This window comes from Streptomyces sp. NPDC058291 (genome assembly GCF_042880855.1).
Classification (GTDB): Bacteria; Actinomycetota; Actinomycetes; order Streptomycetales; family Streptomycetaceae; genus Streptomyces.
This window is the reverse complement of record NZ_JBHVYK010000094.1, coordinates 22,580-29,215: the sequence shown is the minus strand read 5'-3', so window position 1 is coordinate 29,215 and position 6,636 is coordinate 22,580. Positions and strand designations below refer to the sequence as shown.

General features: G+C 74.3%; 6 protein-coding genes. 3 read left to right on the top strand and 3 right to left on the bottom strand.

What is annotated here, in order from left to right:
- Nucleotides 1-413 precede the first annotated feature (413 nt).
- Nucleotides 414-959 carry a DoxX family protein gene (locus ACFVYK_RS32350; protein WP_389780158.1) on the top strand — a complete coding sequence of 182 codons (546 nt, stop codon included), beginning with the start codon at nucleotides 414-416 and terminating at the stop codon, nucleotides 957-959.
- Nucleotides 960-1,014: 55 nt separating this feature from the next.
- Here ACFVYK_RS32350 and ACFVYK_RS32345 read toward each other — a convergent pair whose 3' ends face one another.
- Entirely contained in the window at nucleotides 1,015-1,263 is a 249-nt protein-coding gene (locus tag ACFVYK_RS32345; protein ID WP_389780156.1) for a hypothetical protein, read from the bottom strand.
- Nucleotides 1,250-2,872 (bottom strand): PspC domain-containing protein, encoded by a 1,623-nt coding sequence (locus ACFVYK_RS32340; RefSeq protein ID WP_389780154.1) that lies wholly within the window; start codon nucleotides 2,870-2,872, stop codon nucleotides 1,250-1,252. Before ACFVYK_RS32340 ends, ACFVYK_RS32345 begins: the two co-directional genes overlap by 14 nt.
- A gap of 143 nt (nucleotides 2,873-3,015) precedes the next feature.
- On the opposite strand from ACFVYK_RS32340, the gene ACFVYK_RS32335 reads away from it, so the two are divergent.
- Together ACFVYK_RS32335 and ACFVYK_RS32330 are read left to right on the top strand one after the other, a co-directional pair.
- Nucleotides 3,016-4,344: a PspC domain-containing protein gene (locus ACFVYK_RS32335; RefSeq protein WP_389780153.1), complete on the top strand. Its 1,329-nt coding sequence runs from the start codon at nucleotides 3,016-3,018 to the stop codon at nucleotides 4,342-4,344.
- On the top strand, nucleotides 4,341-5,105 hold the full coding sequence (locus ACFVYK_RS32330; protein ID WP_389780151.1) for a LuxR C-terminal-related transcriptional regulator: 765 nt from the start codon (nucleotides 4,341-4,343) through the stop codon (nucleotides 5,103-5,105). The genes ACFVYK_RS32335 and ACFVYK_RS32330 overlap by 4 nt, the downstream gene beginning before the upstream one ends.
- 53 nt (nucleotides 5,106-5,158) lie before the next feature.
- Here the strand turns inward: ACFVYK_RS32330 and ACFVYK_RS32325 are convergent, their stop codons facing one another.
- The gene (locus ACFVYK_RS32325; protein ID WP_389780149.1) at nucleotides 5,159-6,241 is read right to left on the bottom strand and encodes an NlpC/P60 family protein; all 1,083 of its coding nucleotides are present in this window, start codon (nucleotides 6,239-6,241) and stop codon (nucleotides 5,159-5,161) included.
- Nucleotides 6,242-6,636: the final 395 nt, after the last annotated feature.

The window sequence follows — 6,636 nt, the reverse complement described above, 5'->3', positions numbered from 1 at the left end:
CCCTGCCGACCGGGCCCGCCGACCGGCCCCGCTGACCGGGGCCGCTGACCGGGGCTGCCGACCGATCCCGCCGACCGGGGCTGCCGACCGGCCCCGCCGACCGGGGCTGCCGACCGGCCCTGCCGACCGGCCCTGCCGACCGGCCCCGCCGACCGGCCCTGCCGACCGGCCCTGCCGACCGGCCCTGCCGACCGGCCCCGCCGACCGGCCCCGCTGACCGGGGCTGCCGACCGGGGCTGCCGACCGACCCCGCCGACCGGGGCTGCCGACCGGGGCCGCCGACCGACCCCGCCGACCGGGGCCGGTGAACCGGCCTGGCGCCGAACTCGTGCAAACACTTGAGCGAACCCCCCATGCCGTACGTATGGTCTGTCGAGGGGTCCCACCACTCCGGGCGAGAGGCGGCACGGGCGATGACTCACAGCATGCGGACGGACACCTATCCCCCCCAACTCGACGGCGGCCGCGGCCGACGGGACGCCGCCGCCCGGTACGCCCTCCTCCCTCTGCGGATCTTCCTCGGCGTCACCTTCGTCTACGCCGGCCTCGACAAGCTCACCGATCCCGCCTTCCTGAAGGCCGACGGCGCCGGCTCGATCGGCGAGACCATGCGGGCCGTCCGTGACTCCTCGGCCGTCCCGGCCCTGGTCGACCTGGCCCTGAAGAGCCCCGTCGGCTTCGGCTACGCCATGGCCTTCGGTGAACTCGCCGTCGGGCTCGGCGTGCTGTTCGGCGTCCTCACCCGGCTCGCCGCGCTGGGCGGCGCGCTGATCTCGCTCAGCCTGTGGCTGACGGTGAGCTGGGCCTCGGATCCCTACTACCTGGGCAACGATCTCCCTTATCTGATGGCCTGGCTGCCCTTCGTCCTGGCCGGCGCCCCGGTGCTCTCCGTGGACGCCGCCTGGCGTTCCAGGCGGCGACATCGGACGGGCGGCCTCGGCCAGAGCGGTCTCGGCTAGACCCCGGCAGTGTCTCGACCGAGGCCTCCACGGCCGGCGCCCGCCTCCTGAACGGTCACGGCGACGTGCCGGCGCCGTCGGCTCCGGCCGCAGAGGTCCGCCGGGACGGGCCGCGTCGTCTGCGCACGGCCCGGGCCACGGCGCCCGCCACACCCGCGAGACAGAGACCGCCCACGACGACCGGGATCATCACGAACCACGGTGTTTCCCACAGACCGCCCGCGTCGCCCGCGAAGACGACGCCCGCGACGACGAAGGCGGCGCCGGCGACCAGCCTGCCGGGCCGGAACTCATGACGCAGCACGGGCCACCTCCGCCTGTCCCACTCCGACCCGGAGATCCAGATCGATGCTCCCCGCGTCCGCCCGCCCCGAGGCGGGGCGCAGGGTGACCTCCTGGTGCTTGCCCGGCTCCACGTCCACGTCCTTCTCGTCGTCGCCCGGCAGCTGGACGTCGCCCAGCCCCACGTCGATCCTCACGTTCACGGTCACGTCCGGCGGCACGATCACCCGCAGCCGGCCGGCTCCCACCTCGGCGTCGGCGCTGACCGTCCGTCCCCGGGCCGGCTTCAGCCGGGACAGGTCCAACGTGCCCTCGCCGGTGCCCAGTTCGTAGTGCGTCCGCACCTGGGCCACCGTCGTGGGCCGCCAGGTCGTGTCGGTCCAGTGCGTGCCGATGTTCCTCGGCAGCACGGCCGTGCCCGCCAGCAGGGCCGCCGTGACGATCGCCAGGAACACCGACCCCGCCCCCGTCCGCCCCAGGAACGAGCTGAGCGCGATGCCCGCGCCGAGCACCACGAGCGCGGCCGACAGGCCTGCCTGCAGACTGACGCCGAGCGGATGCCCGTCCCAGGTGAGCCGGGTGACCAGGCCGCCCGCCGGCAGCGCGAGCAGGAACAGCCAGCCGCCGATCCAGCGCGGGCCGGACGGCCGGGCGTAGGGCTCGCGCGCCGTGCGTATGTCCTCGGGCCGGCGGTGGCCGCTGAGCTGGACGTTCACGTTCGCCATGAAGTCCCGGCCGCGGGATTCCGAGGGGCCCCACAGGTAGCCGGTGCCGCCGTCGTGGGTGCCGTCCTTGACGATGGGATCGCGCCACCAGGACGGATAGGCGGCGGGCACGGGCGGCGCCTGGGCCTCCGGCGGGGCGTCGGCCACGGCCTGCGCGGCCAGCGGGTCGGGGTCGGAGGAGTCCCGGTGCCGCGACCAGTACCCGGCGCCCGCCAGGAGCAGGGAGACGACGACGGCGAACGTGAGCACGCTGCCGTTGCTCAGCATCGACAGGAGCACCCCGCAGCCCACCAGCGCGAACAGCACGGCCGCGAGGGCCTGCCCGTCGACCCGGCCGGTCAGGAGCTTGCGCACCTCGTTCTGCCCGTCGTCGGCGTAGGGGACGAACAGCCAGGCGAAGCCGTAGAAGATGAGGCCGATGCCGCCGGTCGCGGAGAGCACGGCGAGCGTGATCCGGAAGATCACCGGGTCCATGTCGCACTGCTGCCCGAGACCCGCGCACACCCCCGCGAGCATCTTGTGCTCGCGGTCCCGCCGGAACCTCGACGGGAGTCCGGCAGCGGTCGCGCCACCGGTTCCCCGCCCGGCGTCGGCGTCGGCATCCGCGCCCGCGCCCGCCCCCGCGGCGGCCGCGGCCGCAGCCGCCATCGCCTCCTCGGCGGCTGCCTCGGCCGCTGTCCTGGCCTCCCCCGTCCACGCGCCCCCTTCGCCGGCGGCCCCCGGCCCGGCGCTTCCGGCGCCCGTGCCGCTGACCCCGGCCCGGCCGTGCTCTTCGCGTGCTCCCTGCTGTCCGTGCGCGCGAGGCGGGTCACCGGCGGCGCCCGAGGCGCCGGAGGACGGGGCGGCCGCGTCGGGCGCGGCGCCCCCGTCGGGCACGGCGTCCGCGGCGTGCTGGTGATCTGTCATGACTCCATGGTGGCGGGCGGACCGCCCTCGTGGCAGCCGGAACAACCCTGGTCGGACCCTGATATCGGCCCCGATCCACGGCCGGGGAGGCGTTCGACGGACGGGCGGAGCGAAGATCAGGGACGTCTCGGGGGCGAACCCTGATGCCCGGGCCCGCGGCCCGTGTGACCATCGTTGGCATGCCGGAAGCCGCAGCAGCGCCACTCGTCGAACCGCGGCCGCCGCGCAAGCTCTACCGCAGCAGCGACGGACGCTGGCTGGGTGGCGTGGCGCGGGGGCTCGCCGGGCATCTCGGCCTGCCCGTCGTCTGGGTGCGACTCGTCTTCGCCGGTCTGTTCATGGCGGACGGCCTCGGCGCGCTGCTCTACGCGGCCTTCTGGTTCTTCGTGCCGCTCGGCGTCGGCGGAGTGGGAGACCAGAAGCCGCCGGCGCTCGTCGTCACCGAGACCGCGCCCGACGGCCGCCGCAGACTCGTCGCCCGCAAGCCCGACAAGGGGCAGATCGTCGCCCTGCTCCTCATGGTCGTGGTCGCCACGGTCTTCGTGACCAACGTGAACCTGGGCAGCGGCGCCAAGGCCTACCTCGTGCCCGCCGTCCTCGTCGGCGCGGGCGTAGCCCTCGTCTGGCGCCAGGCGGACAACGCTCGCCGTGCCCGCTGGGTCGAGGTCGGCCGCAAGCGTCGTACGCTCACGCTCCTGCGTGCGGGCGCCGGCGTCCTGCTGGTCACGGCCGGCGTCTCGGGGACCTTCGTCCTTCAAGGCTCCGCCGCGCACCTCGGTTCCGTCCTGCAGGCGGCCCTCGCCGTGATCGTCGGCATCACCCTCCTCGCCGGGCCCTACCTGGTCCGTATGACCCAGGACCTCTCCGAGGAGCGCCTGATGCGCATCCGCGCCCAGGAGCGGGCGGAGGTCGCCGCCCACGTCCACGACTCGGTGCTGCACACCCTGACCCTGATCCAACGCAACGCGGAGAACGTGGGCGAGGTGCGCCGCCTCGCCCGCGCCCAGGAGCGCGACCTGCGCACCTGGCTCTACAAACCCGAGGGCACCGGCAAGGACGAGGCGGACGAGCCGACCACGGTCGCCGACGCGGTGCGTCGGAGCGCCGCCGAGGTGGAGGACAAGCACGGTGTGCCCATCGAGGTCGTGGTGGTCGGCGACTGCCCGCTCGACGAACGCGTCGGCGCACAGATGCAGGCCGCGCGCGAGGCGATGGTGAACGCGGCCAAGTACGGTGGCGACGGCGGGGCCGTGCAGGTCTACGCCGAAGTCGAGGGCAGGACGGTCTTCGTGTCCGTCCGCGACCGCGGCCCCGGCTTCGACCTCGACTCGATACCCGCCGACCGGATGGGCGTCAGAGAATCGATCATCGGCCGCATGGAGCGCCACGGCGGCACCGCGCGGCTGCGGGCGGTCCCGGACGGCGGCACCGAGATCGAGCTGGAGATGGAGAGGGCGGAGAAGACGTCATGAGCGACCCGACCGACACGACCGGTACGACCGGCACGCACGGCGCAGGGGAAGCGGGGGAGGCGGCCGACCCGGCGCGGACCGCCGGCGACGGCACGGACGGGCGCAGGGTGCGCGTGGTCCTGGTCGACGACCACCGCATGTTCCGCACGGGCGTGCAGGCCGAGATCGGCCAGACCGAGCAGACCGGCGTCGAAGTCGTCGGCGAGGCGGCGGACGTCGACCAGGCGGTCACGGTCATCACCGCGACCCGACCCGAGGTCGTGCTCCTCGACGTCCACCTGCCGGGCGGCGGCGGCGTCGAAGTGCTGCGCCGCTGCGCCCCGCTGATGACCGACGCCGAGCGGCCCGTGCGCTTCCTGGCGCTGTCCGTCTCGGACGCGGCGGAGGACGTGATCGGGGTGATCCGCGGCGGCGCCCGCGGCTATGTCACCAAGACGATCACGGGGACCGACCTGGTGAACTCGATCTTCCGGGTGCAGGAGGGCGACGCGGTGTTCTCGCCGCGTCTGGCCGGGTTCGTCCTCGACGCCTTCGCCTCCACCGACGCCCCGCCGGTCGACGAGGACCTCGACCGTCTCACCCAGCGCGAGCGCGAGGTGCTGCGGCTCATCGCGCGCGGCTACGCCTACAAGGAGATCGCCAAGCAGCTCTTCATCTCCGTCAAGACGGTCGAGTCGCATGTCTCGGCGGTGCTGCGCAAGCTCCAGCTGTCCAACCGTCACGAACTGACCCGGTGGGCCACTGCGAGACGGCTGGTGTGACGGCTGGTGTGACTGACGCCGTGAACTGACGCCGGGACCGGTGGCGGGGCGTCTCACACCACCCGCGTCGCCCCCGCGAACGGCATCTGGTCGATCGGCGCCACGCGTACCGGCGCCGACGGGTTCGGGGCGTGGATCATCTGGCCGTCGCCGATGTAGAGGCCGACGTGGGTGATGCCGGAGTAGAAGAAGACCAGGTCGCCCGGGAGGAGTTCGGAGCGGGAGACGCGCCGGCCGGCGCCGATCTGGGCGTAGGTGGTGCGCGGCAGGGAGACCCCGGCGGAGCGGTAGGAGGCGAGGACGAGTCCCGAGCAGTCGAAGGCGTTCGGCCCGGTCGCGCCCCACACATACGGGCTGCCGAGCTTGGAGTACGCGTAGGAGACGGCCGCCGCCGCACGGGAGCTGGGGGCTTCCGCGGTCGCCGAGCCGGGCGTGGGGAGGCCGACGCGTCCGCTCGCCGAGGCGCGTGAGGCACGCGTTGCACTGTCGCCCGCGCCGCCGCCCGCCTCGCCGATCCGGGCCTGCTCGGGCGCCGTCAGCCGGGACAACAGCCGGCGTGCGGCGTCCAGTTTGGCGGTGATCGCCGCCTTCTGGGTCCGCAGCTCAGCCCGGCGGGCCTTGAGCGAGGACAGTTCGACGCGCGCGGCGCCGCGCAACCGCTCGATCTCCCGCAGCTGTCCGCGCACCCGGGCGACGGCGGCCGACTGGCGGTGGCCGGCCCGTTCCGCGAAGGCGGCGCCGTCGAGGTACCGGTCGGGGTCGTCGGAGAGCGCCAGCTGCACGGCGGGGTCGAGCCCGCTGCTCCGGTACTGTGCCGCCGCCATCGAACCCAGCGCCTCGCGCGCCGCGTTCAGCTTGTCCTCCTTGCGCGCCGCCTCGTCCCGCATGGCCGCCAGCCGCTGCTCGGCCGCGGCCGCCTTCTCCTGCGCGCCGTTGTACTTCTCGGTGGCTTCCTCCGCCTCCTGGTACAGCTTGGCCACCTTCGCCCTGACCTCGGCCGGAGTCTGGTTCGGCTCGGCCTGTCCGGTCCCGTCGAAGGCCGTCGCCGTCGCGGCGCCCGCGAGAGCGAGCGTGAAGGCGGTGCGGGCCGTATGGCCGCCGAGCGAGCGCTGTCGGGGCTTGCGGTGCGCTGCCACGTGGGACTGCACGTCCTTTCGTACGACCGCCTCGGTCGAGCCGCGGGGCCGTCGGGGAGAGCGGACGGACGGCCCCGAAGCGGTCGACGTGCCCGGCGACGCCCCGCACGGGGGAGCGGAACGCCACCGGGCCTCTCGGCGGTGGTGGCCGACTGCCGCCCCTGGCCCGGGCGGCGGTGGGGAGCCGGTCACCTGGGGAAGGACGCTAGGCCCGAAGGTGTCGGTCGGGTAACGCGATGTGCGGAAGTGACGCGAGAGGACTGCCTGCTGACCGTATCTGTACGACTCTCCCGGCCCGGCACGCCGGGTTCACACGGCGCCCTGACCGAAGCGGTGATTCCGGGACACGCCCTGGCGGTGAGGTGCTATGGCGCATATATGCACGTTGCCGTTGC